This is a genomic window from Mesorhizobium sp. CNPSo 4684 (assembly GCF_057784315.1).
On record NZ_JBWLUX010000003.1, the window covers coordinates 68,732 to 83,771 of the forward strand.

General features: G+C 61.4%; 19 protein-coding genes. 5 read left to right on the top strand and 14 right to left on the bottom strand.

Annotated features, from left to right (window positions below; genetic code table 11):
* Positions 1 to 175 precede the first annotated feature (175 nt).
* Positions 176 to 1,531, top strand: coding sequence for a DUF7986 domain-containing protein (locus tag AC04SG_RS03395; protein ID WP_488549936.1), 1,356 nt, complete (start codon positions 176 to 178; stop codon positions 1,529 to 1,531).
* 114 nt (positions 1,532 to 1,645) lie between these two features.
* On the opposite strand, the gene AC04SG_RS03400 is transcribed toward AC04SG_RS03395, so the two are convergent.
* The 11 genes from AC04SG_RS03400 to moaA all read right to left on the bottom strand — a co-directional run bounded on the left by AC04SG_RS03400 (position 1,646) and on the right by moaA (position 10,233).
* Entirely contained in the window at positions 1,646 to 2,350 is a 705-nt protein-coding gene (locus AC04SG_RS03400) for a DNA alkylation repair protein (RefSeq protein ID WP_488549937.1), read from the bottom strand.
* A 6-nt stretch (positions 2,351 to 2,356) separates the two neighbouring features.
* Positions 2,357 to 3,226: an NAD(P)-dependent oxidoreductase gene (locus tag AC04SG_RS03405; protein WP_488549938.1), complete on the bottom strand. Its 870-nt coding sequence runs from the start codon at positions 3,224 to 3,226 to the stop codon at positions 2,357 to 2,359.
* 111 nt (positions 3,227 to 3,337) lie between these two features.
* Positions 3,338 to 4,159: an ABC transporter permease gene (locus AC04SG_RS03410; protein ID WP_488549939.1), complete on the bottom strand. Its 822-nt coding sequence runs from the start codon at positions 4,157 to 4,159 to the stop codon at positions 3,338 to 3,340.
* A complete protein-coding gene (locus tag AC04SG_RS03415; protein WP_112561692.1) occupies positions 4,156 to 4,875 on the bottom strand; it encodes an ABC transporter permease in 720 nt (239 codons plus the stop codon). The genes AC04SG_RS03410 and AC04SG_RS03415 overlap by 4 nt, the downstream gene beginning before the upstream one ends.
* Before the next feature lie 74 nt (positions 4,876 to 4,949).
* Positions 4,950 to 5,732, bottom strand: coding sequence for an ABC transporter substrate-binding protein (locus tag AC04SG_RS03420; RefSeq protein ID WP_477349060.1), 783 nt, complete (start codon positions 5,730 to 5,732; stop codon positions 4,950 to 4,952).
* 216 nt (positions 5,733 to 5,948) lie between these two features.
* Positions 5,949 to 6,452, bottom strand: a complete 504-nt coding sequence (gene mobB / locus AC04SG_RS03425) for a molybdopterin-guanine dinucleotide biosynthesis protein B (protein ID WP_488549940.1) — start codon at positions 6,450 to 6,452, stop codon at positions 5,949 to 5,951.
* Positions 6,449 to 7,081 carry a molybdenum cofactor guanylyltransferase MobA gene (gene mobA / locus AC04SG_RS03430; RefSeq protein ID WP_488549941.1) on the bottom strand — a complete coding sequence of 211 codons (633 nt, stop codon included), beginning with the start codon at positions 7,079 to 7,081 and terminating at the stop codon, positions 6,449 to 6,451. The genes mobB and mobA overlap by 4 nt, the downstream gene beginning before the upstream one ends.
* Positions 7,082 to 7,085: 4 nt before the next feature.
* Positions 7,086 to 7,958: a DMT family transporter gene (locus AC04SG_RS03435; protein ID WP_488549942.1), complete on the bottom strand. Its 873-nt coding sequence runs from the start codon at positions 7,956 to 7,958 to the stop codon at positions 7,086 to 7,088.
* Between the two features lie 275 nt (positions 7,959 to 8,233).
* Positions 8,234 to 8,590 (bottom strand): hypothetical protein, encoded by a 357-nt coding sequence (locus AC04SG_RS03440; RefSeq protein ID WP_488549943.1) that lies wholly within the window; start codon positions 8,588 to 8,590, stop codon positions 8,234 to 8,236.
* Between the two features lie 120 nt (positions 8,591 to 8,710).
* Complete coding sequence (locus AC04SG_RS03445) at positions 8,711 to 9,184, bottom strand: hypothetical protein (RefSeq protein WP_488549944.1); 474 nt, start codon at positions 9,182 to 9,184, stop codon at positions 8,711 to 8,713.
* Positions 9,185 to 9,237: 53 nt separating this feature from the next.
* Positions 9,238 to 10,233 (bottom strand): GTP 3',8-cyclase MoaA, encoded by a 996-nt coding sequence (gene moaA, locus AC04SG_RS03450; RefSeq protein ID WP_488549945.1) that lies wholly within the window; start codon positions 10,231 to 10,233, stop codon positions 9,238 to 9,240.
* A 200-nt stretch (positions 10,234 to 10,433) separates the two neighbouring features.
* Here moaA and AC04SG_RS03455 point away from each other — a divergent pair, with 200 nt between their 5' ends.
* Positions 10,434 to 10,787 carry a gamma-butyrobetaine hydroxylase family protein gene (locus AC04SG_RS03455; protein ID WP_488549946.1) on the top strand — a complete coding sequence of 118 codons (354 nt, stop codon included), beginning with the start codon at positions 10,434 to 10,436 and terminating at the stop codon, positions 10,785 to 10,787.
* Between the two features lie 65 nt (positions 10,788 to 10,852).
* Positions 10,853 to 11,464 carry a pyridoxamine 5'-phosphate oxidase family protein gene (locus tag AC04SG_RS03460; protein ID WP_488549947.1) on the top strand — a complete coding sequence of 204 codons (612 nt, stop codon included), beginning with the start codon at positions 10,853 to 10,855 and terminating at the stop codon, positions 11,462 to 11,464.
* 24 nt (positions 11,465 to 11,488) lie between these two features.
* Here AC04SG_RS03460 and AC04SG_RS03465 read toward each other — a convergent pair whose 3' ends face one another.
* Positions 11,489 to 11,941 carry a MarR family winged helix-turn-helix transcriptional regulator gene (locus AC04SG_RS03465; protein WP_112561703.1) on the bottom strand — a complete coding sequence of 151 codons (453 nt, stop codon included), beginning with the start codon at positions 11,939 to 11,941 and terminating at the stop codon, positions 11,489 to 11,491.
* A 48-nt stretch (positions 11,942 to 11,989) separates the two neighbouring features.
* Between AC04SG_RS03465 and AC04SG_RS03470 the strand changes: the two genes are divergently transcribed.
* Positions 11,990 to 12,901, top strand: coding sequence for an alpha/beta hydrolase (locus AC04SG_RS03470; protein WP_488549948.1), 912 nt, complete (start codon positions 11,990 to 11,992; stop codon positions 12,899 to 12,901).
* Between the two features lie 9 nt (positions 12,902 to 12,910).
* Here AC04SG_RS03470 and AC04SG_RS03475 read toward each other — a convergent pair whose 3' ends face one another.
* Together AC04SG_RS03475 and AC04SG_RS03480 are read right to left on the bottom strand one after the other, a co-directional pair.
* On the bottom strand, positions 12,911 to 13,306 hold the full coding sequence (locus AC04SG_RS03475) for a rhodanese-like domain-containing protein (protein WP_192254046.1): 396 nt from the start codon (positions 13,304 to 13,306) through the stop codon (positions 12,911 to 12,913).
* A 63-nt stretch (positions 13,307 to 13,369) separates the two neighbouring features.
* Positions 13,370 to 13,978, bottom strand: coding sequence for a TetR/AcrR family transcriptional regulator (locus AC04SG_RS03480; protein WP_203278283.1), 609 nt, complete (start codon positions 13,976 to 13,978; stop codon positions 13,370 to 13,372).
* 99 nt (positions 13,979 to 14,077) lie between these two features.
* Between AC04SG_RS03480 and AC04SG_RS03485 the strand changes: the two genes are divergently transcribed.
* The gene (locus tag AC04SG_RS03485; protein WP_477349041.1) at positions 14,078 to 14,824 is read left to right on the top strand and encodes a 3-oxoacyl-ACP reductase family protein; all 747 of its coding nucleotides are present in this window, start codon (positions 14,078 to 14,080) and stop codon (positions 14,822 to 14,824) included.
* Positions 14,825 to 15,040 lie beyond the last annotated feature (216 nt).

Genomic DNA, 15,040 nt, shown 5'->3' on the forward strand with positions numbered 1-15,040 from the left:
CATGCCGCGATCTAAAAGCGCGTCGAGCGGCATCGTTGTTCGATCCGAAGAAATATAAGGAAATCGCCGAAAGCGCCTTGCCCGATCGCCTCAGCATCGCAAAATAACCCGGCCATGAGTTGCTTTATGAACAGCCACATCTTAGCCGAATGTCGCCACAGCTTGGAGAAATCCCATGCCAGCCAGCAATGATCTCAGCGGGCTGATGAAATTCGTCGATCGTGACAAATGGCGCGAATGTTTCGAGCAGGTGTTCAACGATCATTTCGGCCCGATCCTCAATGACGAGGACATGGAATTCGAGGACCTGGCAGAAATCCTCGGCGCCGACTATGCAATGAACCTCTGGGGGTGCGCCTTCGAGGATTTCCTGACCCAGGATTTCGAGGGCGAACCCAGCAACATCGTCGACGAGTATCTCAAGCGCCGAGGCTGGAAGGAAAACCCGCGATCGAGGGCCTATATGGCGGCACTGCGTACCTCCGTCATCAGCCTGTATGAGATAAGTGATGTCGTGCCGGGACAATCTCTTGTGGCGCGCGATCTGTTGCGCGGAGGCGAACCGATTAGCGTCAATGAGGGCACCGCCACCAAGATGTTGAAGCAGTGGGACAAGATTGCGGCGCGGATCGTGTCGGTCCAAGGCAAGAATGTTCTTGCCGGCGGTCTTCTCCCCTTCAACCGGGAAGCCACTGAAATCTTGCTCGGGGGCTTATCGGGCGTATTCAGCAAAAAGAAATCAAGGAAGCTGCCTACCATCAAGGATGAAGACCTGCGCGCGGTGGCGTCCATGTTCACGCTCGCCTGGCTGTTCGACGCCCTCGGCAAGGCGTTGGACATGCAGATCCTGCAAAATGCTGAAGGCGATCAATTCATGTTCCATGATGTTCGCTTCCCTCTGGCATCGGGCGTATCGCAGGTGGACATCGTCGCCCGGTTGAACAGTATTCCGGCCATGTCGCAGGAGAACGCGAAGTTCTGGAATTGGGTTGAAGACATGCCGCAGCGCGAGAACCGCTCCAAAGAGATGGGCACGCTTTCCCTGGACACAGTGATGGACAACGGCTTGCGCGTCTTGGGCAATGTCGAATTGAAAGGCGGCTTCCTGTGCCTATCCACCAATTCCGCCACGCGAGCGGAAAAAGGCACGGTCCTGATCCGACAAGCCGTTGGCGATCTGGTCCGGACACCTCTAACGGAAATCCGCACCATGCAGCAGATCATCGCCGAACAGCCGACAACGAAAAGCACGACGCTGCCACCCGAGATGCCAGCGGACCTCGCTGAGCAAGCCATTCGCGAGTATCTGGACCGACACTACAGGGAAGCCCTCGATCAACCGATCGGGATGCTTGGGAACAAGACGCCGCGTCAGGCGGCCAAGACCTCAACCGGCCGCCAAAAGGTCGCCGATTGGCTGAAATATATGGAAAACCAGACCGCGCGGCATTCCGACCCCACTCATCCCATAGCCACTTACAGTTTCGAGTGGATGTGGAGGGAACTTAAGGTTCAAGACCTGCGCCAGTAGCACCCGGCACACGCCAGGCACCAGCAATGTTTTGAACCGCCCTGGGTTTCGAAGAGGCTCTCGAAATCGGAACGCGTTTGCTGCGTTACCTCGGCAAAACACAGTTTGGCGAGATCAGGCTTTTCTGGCGGCGATCCTCTCGAGCGTCTTGGCATTGGTCAGTTCCCGAACTGCGTCCTTGCCGATCCAGCGCGCCGTCTTGTCCGTCGACTGCGCCAGGCGTTCGGCCACGACAAGGGCAGCACCGTGCATCTCCACCGATCCCTTGCCGATCGAACGAAGCGCCCAGTTTACCGCCTTCCTCACGAAATTGCGGCTGTCGGTGGCATGCGCTTCAATGATCAGCAGGAAGCCGAGGAAGGTCGCTGCCGGCTCTTGCTTCCGGTGCACGACGGACCAGGCCATCATGGCAAAGGCCGTGCGTCGGACGAACTCCCGCTCATCCGCCGCGAACTCTTCGATCAGTTCCTTCCAGGCGTCCGTGTCGACGAACAGATCGGAGACGCCGTCGACAATGTCCCAGGAATCGAAGGATGCCGCCCATTGCCTTGCATCCGCTGCGGAAAAGCGCTTCGGGTCGGCCGTGACGGAGGCGATGAACTGCGCCTCCATGATGCCGGTCTGCCAAAGCTCGAAAGCTCGTTCGTGGTTGCGCTTGATCTTCCTGGCGATCTGCCGCTGCATGCCATGCGAAATGCCGAGCGCCCGCTCGATCTTGATGCCGTAGCGCAGCATGCCGCAGCGATTTTCTTCCGAGCCGATCGACCGCAAATGCGCGACGATGTCGTCGGCGCTGGATTGGGGCGATAGCTCGACCATCCCAGCCTATTTCTCCAGGCGCGCCAGCAGCGAAGACGTGTCCCAGCGCTTGCCGCCCATCGCCTGCACATCCTTGTAGAACTGGTCGACAAGCGCCGTCACCGGCAGTTTCGCGCCATTGCGGTCGGCTTCATCAAGACAGATGCCGAGGTCCTTGCGCATCCAGTCGACGGCAAAGCCGAAATCATATTTGCCGGCATTCATCGTCTTGTGGCGGTTCTCCATCTGCCAGGACCCGGCAGCACCCTTGGAGATCACCTCGATGACCTTCTCAATGTCGAGCCCGGCCTTCTTGCCGAAATGGATGCCTTCGGCCAGTCCCTGCACCAACCCGGCAATAGTGATCTGGTTGATCATCTTGGTGAGCTGACCGGCGCCCGATGGCCCCATCAGCCCTACCATGCGGGCAAAGGCATCGATGACCGGTTTGGCCTTGTCGAAGGCAGTCTGGTCACCGCCGACCATCACCGTCAACACACCGTTTTCGGCGCCCGCCTGGCCGCCGGAGACCGGCGCGTCGAGGAAGGAAAAGCCGGCCTTTTCAGCAGCTTCGGCCAGTTCGCGCGCGACCTCGGCCGAAGCGGTGGTGTTGTCGATGAAGATCGAACCTTTCTTCATCGCGGCGAAGGCGCCGTTGGCTCCGGTCGTCACCGAGCGCAGATCTTCGTCATTGCCGACGCAGGAAAAGACGAAATCCTGGCCCTCGGATGCCTCGGCCGGCGTCAGGGCAAGCTTGCCGCCATGCTGGGCCACCCATTGCTCGGCTTTCGCCCCGGTGCGGTTGTAGACGGTGACCTCGTGGCCGCCTTTGTTCCTGAGGTGCCCGGCCATGGGATAGCCCATCACGCCAAGACCGAGAAATGCCACAGATGCCATAGGTTTGCCCTTCAGATGGAAACGGAATTGTTGGCAAAGCTCTCTAGGCCCTGCACTCAATTCGTCAAGACGCGCGTGGGCAGATCGACTGGCACAGGCACATGGAACCAGTCAACGCTTCAGATGTATGGTGATCCGGCGTTCGATCCATTCAACGCCATGGCGCAAGATCTCGACCATCACCAGATAGACAAGAGCGACCCAGATATAGGCCTGGATGTCGAACGAATTGGCAAAGGCAAGCTTGGCCTGACCCATCAAATCGTAAACGGTGATGATGGCGACGATGGCCGAAGCCTTGACCATCAGGATCAACTCATTGCCATAGGGACGCAAGGCGACGATCAACGCCTGCGGCAGAATGATCTTTCGCAGCGTCTGCAACTTGTGCAGCCCAAGCGAGGCAGCACCCTCCCACTGGCCTCTTGGCACGCTTTCGATGGCGCCGCGCAGGATCTCGGCCTGATAGGCGGCGGTGTTGAGTGCGAAGGCAAACACACCGCAATTGAAAGCGTCTTTGAAAAAATCCCAGAGACCAACCGTTTGAAGCTCAGTCCTGAACGATCCCAATCCGTAGTAGACCAGATAGGTCTGGACCAGCAGCGGCGTGCCGCGGAAGAAATAGACATAGCAATAGGCGAGGCCGGACAGGAGCCGGTTGCTGGACATGCGCCCATAAGCGACCGGCACCGACAGGATCGCTCCGAGCACCATCGATATGCAAACCAGTAACAGCGTGGTTTGCAGGCCCTTCAGATAGGCCAGGGCATATTTGGCGAAGAAGTCGGCGTTCCAGGCAAAGATCAGATAGCTGACGATGCCGAGGCCAAACAGGATCCAGAAGCCGACCATCGCATAGCCGATGACACGGCTGCGCGGCCAGCCGCGCGCCCGTGGTGGCGGTCGTTCTACAAGGGTGGCGGTGACGCTCATCGTTGCGCCTCTCGCCGGCCGAGCGAGCGCAGGATCGCGCTGGTAGCAAAGGATGAAACGACAGCCAGACCAAGGAAGACCATGGCCGCAACGCCATAAAACAGGAAAGCGTGCTTGGTAACGCGGGCAGCAGTGTAAGCATTGCGCAGCGTCTCGGCGAGGCCGACGACCGATACCAGCGACGTATCCTTGAGCAGGCTAAGCCAGCAGTTCTCAAGCCCGGGAAACGCGATGCGAAGGAGTTGCGGCAAGATCACCTTGCGCATGGTCAGCCAGTTCGACAGGCCGATGGCATAGCCGCCCTCGTACTGACCTTTCGGTATGGCTCGAAAGGCTGAAAGAAACACCTCGCTGGCATAGGATGAAAAGATCAGCGACAGCACGATCATGCCGGCGACGAAGCTGTTGACGTCGATGGTCGCATCTGGTCGGAAATATCGCACGAGGTGCTGCAACAGGATTGGTACGCCGAAGAAAAACAGGAACAGCGTCACCAGTTCCGGCAAGCCGCGGAAGACGGTGGTGTAGATGTTGGCGGCAAGCCGCAGCGACGGCTCTTCGGATTGTTTGGCCCAGGCGACGAAAAAGCCGATCGTCAGACCGATGGGCAGTGTCGCCAGCGCAAGCGCGATGGTGACCAGTGCGCCATAGGCAATATCGTCAATCCAGCCATCGGGTCCCCAACTCAGAAGTATCCATATGTTCTGGCTTGGCATTGACGGGTCTTGTCTCCACTTCTGTCAGGGCAAGGCGGCAGGAGAAATCTCCCCTGCCGCCTTGTTTCAGGTGATCAGGACTCAGCGCCGAAGACGTCGAACTTGAAGTATTTGTCGTTGATTTCCTTGTACTTTCCATTGGCGCGGATGGCGTCGATGGCGGCGTTCAACTTGTTGACCAGATCCGTCTCGCCCTTGCGCACGGCGATGCCGGCGCCCGGTCCAAAGATCTCGACCGGCTGCGGCGAGGGCTGGCCGAGAATTTTGCAGCAGGCGCCATCAGGCGAATCCAGGAACTGCTGCAACACGACGATATCGTCCTCGATCGCGTCGAGACGGCCATTGGCGAGATCGGCCTGCTCTTCGGGGCTGCTCGGATAACCCTTGATCGTGCTGTCCGTATAGGTCTTCGAGGCATAATTGAAATGCGTCGTCGTCGTTGCCACGCCGATGGTCTTGCCGGCCAAATCTTCCTTGGTCACGCCCTTGAGGGTCGAGTCCTTCGGAACGGCGATCGCCGATGGCGTGTTGTAGTATTTGTGCGTGAAATCGACCTTTTCCAGACGCTCGGGCGTGATCGACATCGAGGCGACGATAGCGTCAAACTTGCCGGCCTGCAGCGCCGGAATGATGCCGTCCCAATCCTGGGCGACGAAGGTGCACTTGACCTTCATCTCGTCGCAGAGCGCCTTGGCGATGTCGATGTCGAAGCCTACGAGCTGGCCATCGGAGGTCAAATTGTTGAAGGGTGGGTAGGCGCCTTCGGTGCCGATCCTCAGGGTTTCCTGAGCCTGGGCGACGCCGAGCGTCAGCAGCGCAGCCGATGCGGCGAGCGCGATACGCAGTGCAATACGCATGATAGTCCTCTCTTTATGGCTCCCGGCCGTCGTTCCGAAACGGCTCTGTGGGGCGGTGCTTTTGACCGCCCGCTGGCGCGATACTCCCACTGTTTTCGGGAGAAAAGCAACTGTAAAACCGTTGCTTGCGGGATTTGCAGGTCCAGCCAATGCTGACGCCGGGTCAGACAATGAAACAGCTGAAGAGGGCGGCTGAACCGGGCTCGGGCAGGGGCCTCAGGGTTTGAGGCCGGTGGCACGCTCGATGAAGTCGGCTATCGATCCGGTGTCGTCGAGATCGAACACCGGCAGGCTTTCGCCCGTGACCGCAAAGTCGGCGGCAATCGCCACGATATGCGCGTCATTTGCCGAGAGTGGCGAGCGGTCCTTGGCCTCCAGCCGCCGAGTCTCGATCTTGCTATGCGCCTCGCGCTTGTAGCCTTCGACCAGCACGATGTCGCACGGTGCCAGCCGCGACAGGATCGCCTCCAGCGTCGGCTCGTCCTCGCCGCGCAATTCGTGCATCAGCGCCCAGCGCACGCCCGACACCACCGCGACTTCCGTGGCCCCCGCCTGGCGGTGGCGGAAGGAGTCGGCTCCCGGCTTGTCGATGTCGAACTCATGATGGGCGTGTTTGACCGTCGACACCGTCCAGCCGCGCCGGACGAGCTCGGTGACCAGCTTCTCGGTCAGTGTGGTCTTGCCGGAATTCTTCCAGCCGGTGATGCCGAAGATGTTCATGGCCCGATGCTCTGCAACAGACGTTCGGCCACCGCAAGGTCGTCTGGTGTGTTGATGTTGAAGAACGGGTCGATCTCACTGCCGCCAAGAGTGGACAAGGGAAACTCCACCTCGACAAAATCATGGTGCTCGACGAAGGCCGAGACGCGCCTGTTGTCCTCGTCGACCAGAAAATGGCGCAAGGCCTGACGCATCTCGATCGGCCACAGCGCGAAGGTCGGATGCCTCCTGCCGCTGGAGCTCGCAACCGCAACCGAACCCGGCCGACCGGCTGCGGCGGAGGCCAGCATTGCGACCAGATCGGCCGGCAGGAACGGCGTGTCGCCGGCGGCCGTCACCAAGGATTTGCACGCGGTGTTTGCCGCCGCCCATTCGAGGCCGGTGAGGATCCCGGCCAGCGGTCCGGCATGGCCTTCGACCGTATCGGCGAGAACCGAAAGCCCGATTGCGGCAAAGCGTGCCGGATCGCCATTGGCGCTCAGCGCCAGCGATCCGACCTGTGGCGCCAAACGGGCAACGACATGGCCGAGCAGCGGACGCCCGCCAAGGGCGAGCAAGGTCTTGTCGCCGCCGCCCATGCGCCGTGACAGGCCTCCGGCCAGGATGATCCCTGCAATGTCTCGGCTCATGACCCTATATGCCGTCCGGCGCCATGTCGGGTCCAGCGCTTTCGGCCGCCGGCTTCTGCCGGCCGACGACCCGCTCGCGATAGAGCGCGTAAAGACCGGACCCGATAATGATGGCGGAGCCGACGATCATCGGCAGGTCTGGGATGTCGCCGAAAATGCTGAGGCCAAGCAGGATCGACCACAACAATGCGGTGTAGCGGAAAGGCGCGACGAAGGAGATGTCGCCGGCCCGCATCGCCATGATGATGAACTGGTAGCCGATCAGCACCAGCACCGCCGCCAGCGCCAGCAGCGCGGTTCCCTTGCCCGACATCGGCGTCCAGCCGCCCATCGGCGAAAGCAACACTGCGCCGACAATGGTCATGGCGATCGCGGTTGCCGTCGACACCAGCAAGGTCGGGATGGCCTGCGGTATGCGTTTGGTGGCGAGATCGCGCACCGCGCAACAGGCGACACTGACGAGTGCCCATAGCGAATAGACACTGAACCCTTCGAAGCCCGGTCGCACGATGATCAGCACGCCGCCGAAACCGACGGCGATCGCCAGCCAGCGCCGCCAGCCGACGCCTTCGCCAAACACAAGGGCCGCGCCCATCGTCACCGCCAGCGGCAGTGCCTGCAGCACCGCCGACACATTGGCGATCGGCAAATGCGCCAACGCGACAAGGAAGGCGACGGTAGCGCCGGCCTCGCCGACGACGCGCAACGCCACCAGCGGCTGCAGCATCGAGCCCGGGCGTGCGAGCGCGCCTTGCTGCCAGGCGAGCAGGCCCACGAGCACCGACGCAAAGGCGCCGCGCACCAGCATGACCTGCGCCATGTTCATCGATTCCGACGAGAACTTGGTGATGGCGTCATTGAGGGTGAAGCCGATCATGGCCACCATCATGAACAGCGCACCGCGAAGATTTGGAGAAAGAGGCAAGGGCGTTACCGGTTTTGCAAAAGCAATTCCAGGAAAAGTGTGAAACGGTTTTCCGTCCGGAATTGCGTGAAAACAAAGAATGGAGCGGTTCGACGTTTCGGTGAAACGGTGAACCGCTCAAGCCTGTAGCAGTCGGCGGCAAGACAGCAACGTCAAAGAAATAGGCCACGGATTTTCACCCGTGGCCTGTAAAATCTGTCAGAGGGCCGATCAGATGATCGGGAGCGTCATTTCGGCGTCAGCACCTCGGTGCCGCTGCCGTTCTTGCCGGCAATCGTCCACAGGCCGTGCAGCGAGCCGTCATCCTCCACCTTGTAGACGACGAGGCCGATCTCTTCGCCCATGACATAGCCCGCGGAGAAGGCATTGTCGTTGCGCATGCAGATGCCGTCCGAGGAGGAGCCGCCGGTTTCCCAGTGGATGGTGCAGGTGGTCTCGCTGGTCAGCGTGATGGTTGCTTCGCCGCCATATTTCGAGCCGTCGAAATTGGTGCCGGCGACGGTGTACTTGCCGCCGATCGATTGTGCTGCTGCCGGCACGGCTGCAAGCCCAACCACCGCAAGTGAAAGTAAGAGTTTGCGCATGTCGTATTCCCCCAGTGAGCAAAGAACCGCTACAGGCGGGAAGCTAGGCCTGATCGCGCTTGCGGTAAATCCGCCGGCCGTTTTGCGCAGAGGACTTTTCTGGGATGTGTCCGAAAATGCTCAACGGGCTTTGAGGCTGCCGGCGATGGCGCCGACCAGCGGATCGTATTTCGCTTTCACCGCCGGCGGATAGTCGATCCATATGGTGTGAATGACGCCTTCCTTGCCGAACAGACGCCGCTCGTAAAAGATCTTTCCATCCTTGAGCCCCGACAGCACCGCCCAGTTCTTGCCTGTCTTGCTGTAGCTGATCTCGTAGCCCGCCTCCTTGCTGGCCTTCTCCTCGGCAACGAAGGTTTTGGGAGTGTCCTCACTGACGTTGAAGATGCCGGAACAGATCAGGCTGGCGCCGTCGGCGCTGAGCCATTGCTGTCCGTCACCATTGTCCGGCTCGGGCTGGCGGTCTGTGAAGATTTCGTCGGGAAAGGTGCAGACGGTGCCGAAGCGCGCATTGGTATAGGTGAACGGCGCGGCAGCGGCGCTGCTTGCCGCGATCAATGCTGCCGATACCAAACCTGACAAAAAACGCTTCATGCCATGCCTCCGATCAAAAAGTGGAGTCATCCTTCGCACGAGAACGCGGAAAATCAGCCGCCGGTGACGCTCATATGCCTCGCTACCGAGGGGCGGCTGGTGCGTCGGTCGATGATGAAATCATGGCCTTTCGGCTTGCGGCCGATCGCTTCGTCGATTGCGGTGGCGACCAGTTCGTTGCCTTCGGACGCACGCAACGGCGCGCGCAGGTCGGCTGCATCCTCCTGGCCGAGGCACATATAGAGCGTGCCGGTGCAGGTCAGCCGCACGCGGTTGCAGCTTTCGCAGAAATTATGCGTCATCGGCGTGATGAAGCCGAGCCGGCCGCCGGTCTCGGCGACATGGACGTAGCGGGCGGGGCCGCCGGTCTTGTAGGGGATGTCGCTCAGCGTGAACTGCCGCTCCAGCGAGGCGCGCAGCAGCGACAGCGGCAGATACTGGTCGGTGCGGTCGGCGTCGATCTCGCCCATCGGCATGGTTTCGATGACGGTGAGGTCCATGCCGCGGCCATGCGCCCAGCGCAGCATCTCAGGAATCTCGGCGTCGTTGAAATCCTTCAGCGCCACCGCGTTGAGCTTGACCTTCAGCCCCGCCGCCTGCGCGGCGTCGATGCCTTGCATGACCTTGTCGAGATGGCCCCAGCGGGTGATGGCGTGGAACTTGTCGGGGTCGAGCGTGTCCAGCGAGACATTGATGCGCTCGACGCCGCAATCGGCGAGCTCGGCGGCAAAACGCGACAGCTGCGAACCATTGGTGGTCAGCGTCAGTTCTTCCAGCGCGCCGCTTTTCAGGTGCCGCGAGAGCTGGCGTACCAGATGCATGATGTTCTTGCGCACCAGCGGTTCGCCGCCGGTGAGGCGCAGTTTGCGCACGCCTTTTTCGATGAAGACGGTGCAGAGCCGGTCGAGTTCCTCGAGCGACAGCAGGTCCTTCTTGGGAAGGAATGCCATGTCCTCGGCCATGCAATAGGTGCAGCGGAAATCGCAGCGGTCGGTGACCGACACGCGCAAGTAGCTGATCGTGCGACCGAAAGGATCGATCATGTCCATGCGTCAAGCGTTTCCAATGGCTGCTAGTGGCGCCGTTATATACGGCTATGTGATACGAACCAACCCACCATTCAAGATAGCCGCTCATGATCTTTGGTAACATTCCCTGGCCGACATCCGATGTCGGCAGCGTCTAAATGACCTTTTCCGGCTGAGCGAAGCAGCGTAGGGAAGGGTGGATCGATGCAGGGTGGACGACAATGACGGCGCCGAAGGAACTCAGGGTCTCGAAGGACAGAAAACTGCTGTCCGTCACCTTTCCCGGTCACCAACCGTTCGAACTGCCGGCCGAACTTTTGCGCGTCGCCTCGCCCTCGGCCGAAGTGCAGGGCCACTCGCCGGAGCAGCGGGTGACGGTGCCGGGCAAGCGCAACGTCGCCATCCTCAAGATCGAGCCGGTCGGCAACTACGCCGTGCGCATCACCTTCGACGATTTCCATGACACCGGCATCTTCACCTGGAATTATCTGCATACGCTCGGCCATGAAAAGGAAGAGCGCTGGAATGCCTATCTTGCGGAACTCCAGGAGAAGGGGCTGAGCCGCGACCGCTAGCTCGCCGTTGTCGTCAAAACGTCATTGATTGGGAGTAGCGCCGGCAAAGGTTCGGAGACGGGAAAATGTCTGAGATCACATCGGTTGAACAGCTCGAAGCGCTCTACGGCCTGCCCGGCGAAGCGTCGACGGTCAAGGAACTCGACCATGTCATTCCCGAATATGCCGCCTTCATCGAGGCTTCGCCCTTTGTCGCTTTGGCAACGAGTGGGCCGGAGGGCTTAGACTGTTCACCGCGTGGCGATCTCGCCGGTTTCGTGCGCATCCATGATCCGAAGACGCTGATGATGCCGGATCGGCGCGGCAACAACCGCGCCGATTCGCTGAAGAACATCATCCGGGATTCGCGCGTCGGGCTGCTGTTCCTGGTGCCGGGCTCGGGCACGACTTTGCGTGTCAATGGCCGCGCCCGAATCAGCACTGACGCCGCGCTGTGCGCCTCCTTCACCGTCGAAGGCAAGCCGGCGCGATCGGTCACCGTAGTCGATGTCGATTCGGTCTATTTCCAGTGCGCCCGAGCCATCGTTCGCTCGGAACTGTGGAACCCGGCCAAGCATGTCGACCCGAAGTCGCTGCCGACGCCGGGAAAAATCCTGGAGGTTACCAGCCACAAGAATATCGACGCGGAAACCTATGATAAGGAATGGCCGGAGCGGGCGAAGAAGACGATGTGGTAAGGTGCGAGGTGCGGATCGAACCGCTCAGGTATCCTTCAGCACATCGTAGATCTTGCGCATCTGTTCGCCGATCATGTCGCATTGTTCCGGTGTCGACTGGCTCATCGCCTTCTCGATCAGCGCCATATGCACCTTAAGCGCTTTCATAAGCAGCTCCGTGCCGGCCTCGGTAAGCGTCAGCCGCAGCACGCGTTTGTCCTTCTCGTCGCCTTCACGGACGAGCAGGCCGCGCGCCTCGAGTTGCGGCAACAGCATAGTGATGTTGGAGCGGCCGACCAGCAGTTTGCGGGCGAGATCGTGCTGCGACATGCCGGGGTGGCGATAGAGGTTCATCAGCACGTCGAGTTGCGCCGGCTTCAGGTCCAGCGGCGCCAGCTTCACCGCCAGCGCACGCTCCAGCACATGGCAAGCGCGCGCCACCGCGACCCAGTTGCGAAAGCGCGGGTTGTCCCAGGGCAGCTCTTGTTTAATGTTCATGTTTGAACTATTATGTTCATGCTTGAACGGAATGGATGGATCGCCACTATGGCATCATTTGGACTGAAGGTCATCCGGGGCGTGTTCGGCGCCGCCGAGCATGTGGCGCCGCGCCTGAGCGGCCGCGCCGCCTTTGAACTGTTCTGCCGCACGCCCAGCGTGAAGGCGCTGAGCGACGGCGAGCGGCGCGCCGTCGACCGCGCCGCCGGCTTCATGGCCGAGGCGCGCCACCACCGGCTGAAGACCAAGGCCGGCTGCGTCATGGTGCACGAATTCCGGCCGGAGCCGGGCAGGGCGTCCGCCGGCACAGTGCTGGTCATCCATGGTTGGCGCTCGCGCACCGAATATATGCGTGCGCTGATCGAAGGCTTTCGCAATGCCGGCTACCGGGTCGCCTCGCTTGACCTGCCGGGCCACGGCCAGTCGCTGGGCCGTCGCCTCAACATGGTCAATGCGGTCGAGGCGGCCAGGGTGGCCAGCGACTGGTTCGGGCCGTTTAAGGCGATCGTCGGCCATTCCTTCGGCGGCGCCGTCGCCGCCAACGCCATTGCCGGTTCCATCGCCGGCATCCAGCCGGTGGCGGCCCAGCGGCTGGTGCTGGTCGCAGCACCCAGCTCCCTGCCGGCGATCTTTGCCGACTTCAGCCGCATGCTCAATGTCGGCCCGCGTTCGCAGGTTTCCATGGCCGATCAGGTGAAGCGGCTGTCCGGCCGGCCGCTCAACGAATTCACCGGCGACCGCCAGCTGGCCGAAGCGCCGGTGCCGACACTGGTCATCCACGCGCCCGATGACCGCGAGGTTCCTGCTGACCATGCCAGGCGCTATGCCGGCGCCGGCAGCCATGTGCGGTTGCACTGGGCCGACGGGCTCGGCCACCGCCGCATTCTCGCCGACAAAGGCGTCGTCGAACGTGCAGTCGGCTTTGTGACCGGTCACCAGGACGCAGTATCCTTGCACTGACCTGACTGGTTATTTCTTCTTGCCGCCCGGTTCGACCGGCAGTCCGGCCGCCTTCCAGGCGGTGTAGCCGCCGAGGATGTGCTTGACCGGCGACAGCCCCATATCCTGCGCCGTCTTGGTGGCCAGCGCCGAGCGCCAGCCGCCGGCGCAGAAGAAGACGAAGCTCTTGCCCGAGGCGAAGAACGGCTTGTGGTACGGGCTTTCGGGATCGATCCAGAATTCCAGCATGCCGCGCGTGACATGCTTGGCGCCGGGAATTTGGCCGTCCCGCTCCACTTCGCGAGGATCGCGCAGATCGACAAAAATGGTGTCTTCGTCGTCGAGCAGCCCGGCCGCTTCCTCAGGCGACACCACCTCGATCTCGGCATTGGCCTCGTCGAGCAGCTCGCGATAGCCTTTTTTCATGGACAATCCCTCCCGGCACGTTTCAGCCGCTCACCGGATTTCCAGCACAACGCCAGCGCTTTGTCACGCCGTTCCGGCAAGCCCCTGCCACGCCGCCATCGCTCCGGCCACGGTAGCCATCAGCGCGTCACACGAGGCGCCGTCGCGGGCCTGGATCGACATGCCGTGCTGCACCGTCGCATAGAAGGTCGCCGCCGCATCGCTGTCGAAGCCTGGCGGCAATTCGCCTTCCGCCACACCGCGTTCCAGTCGTCTCAGCAAGAGGGTATGGTTTTCGGCGCGCCGGCGGCGCAGATCATCGCAGATCGCGCCGCTGCTTGAGTCCTTGTGCAACGCGCCAAGCGCGATCAGACAGCCCTGCGGTCGGTCGTTCTGCGAATAGGCCCTGGCTGTCTGGCGCAGGAAATTCTCGATCGCCTGGCAGGCCGTCGGCGCTTCGTCCAGCGCGGTCCAGATCTCGGTGCCTTCGGTCCTTGTGTAATAGTCGGTCGCTTCCAGAAACAGCGCCTCCTTGCTGCCGAAGGCGGCATAGAGGCTGGGTGAGCTGATCCCCATCGCCGCGGTCAACTCGGCCATCGAGGTGCCTTCATAGCCTTTGGCCCAAAACAGCTCCATCGCCTGCCGCAAGGCGGCGGTTCGATCGAAGGTGCGGGGACGGCCTCTTTCCGGCATGGCGCTCTTTTCTGTGTTGATCGATACATAATTCAGTTGACCTGGCCGGGCAAGGCTGCCAGGTATTTATGTATTGATCGTTACATAAAGGAGAATGACATGTCATCGAACGGATTGAACGGCAAGGCAGCGCTTGTCACCGGCGGCAGCCGCGGTATCGGTGCTGCGATTGCAAAGCGGCTTGCGGCCGATGGCGCCGATGTCGCCATCACCTACGTCAACAGCGAGGCGCCGGCCCAGGCGGTCGTTGCCGAGATCATTGCGGCAGGCGGCCGCGCCATCGCCATCCAGGCCGACAATCGCGACGCCGCGGCAATCGAAGGTTCGGTCGCCGAGGCAGTGAATGCCTTCGGCCGGCTCGACATCCTCGTCAACAGCGCCGGCATCTGGCGTGCCGCCCCCATCGAGCAAATGTCGTTGGCCGACTTCGATGAAACCATGGAGGTTAATCTCAGAGCCCCGTTCGTCGCCTCGAAAGCGGCAGCGGCTCATATGGGCGAGGGCGGCCGCATCATCTCGATTGGCAGCAATCTGGCGGAGCGCGTTACCGACACCAGCCTCAGCGCATATTCGACCAGCAAGGCGGCGCTGGTCGGCCTGACCAAGGCGCTGGCACGCGACCTCGGTTCGCGCGGCATCACCGCGAACGTCGTTCACCCCGGTTCGACCGACACCGACATGAACCCGGCCGAAGGCCCGCATGCCGAACACCAGCGGCAGAAGATGGCGACGCCCCGCTTCGGCAAGGCTGACGAGATCGCCGGCATGGTTGCGTGGCTCGCCGGTCCGGAAGGGCGATTCGTCACCGGCGCGGCGCTGACCATCGACGGCGGCGCCAACGCCTGACGCAACAGCCCGCTTTGACCGGTCTGGGGCGGCGGCAACGCCGCTCCAGCCGTCACTATGTTGTGAAACCGTTCTGCAACAGGCCCGTCAAAATTTATGGAAGCTTAACGAAATCAGTATGAATCAGTATAGTAGCGCCTTACATCCGCCATGCGGTTGGCAAGATCGTCTAGCGGCGCGGAACAGGAGCCGGCTTGCAGCCGGAGCGGGTGATTA